The following is a 201-nucleotide window of genomic DNA, read 5'->3' on the forward strand; positions in this document are numbered from 1 at the left end:
AAGTGAATACAGTATGAATGATCTCAAAGAGGTAATCCGTAAGGAGTTACCAGAATATATGGTACCAGCGTATATGATGCAAATTGCGGAGATACCAGTCACGAAAAATGGAAAATTAGATAAGAGGGCATTGCCTGAAATTGAAATGAAGAGTGATAAAGAATATATCGCACCGAGAACTGAGACAGAGAAGGTATTGAG

At 37.8% G+C, this 201-nt stretch carries 1 protein-coding gene; it reads left to right on the plus strand.

What is annotated here, in order from left to right; translation table 11 throughout:
• Positions 1-13: 13 nt before the first annotated feature.
• Positions 14-201 (plus strand): hypothetical protein (locus tag MR167_RS32870; protein WP_242316345.1); only part of this gene is annotated, 188 nt, incomplete at its 3' end.

This window comes from Bacillus cereus group sp. BfR-BA-01355 (assembly GCF_022663675.1).
Classification (GTDB): Bacteria; Bacillota; Bacilli; order Bacillales; family Bacillaceae_G; genus Bacillus_A; species Bacillus_A thuringiensis_S.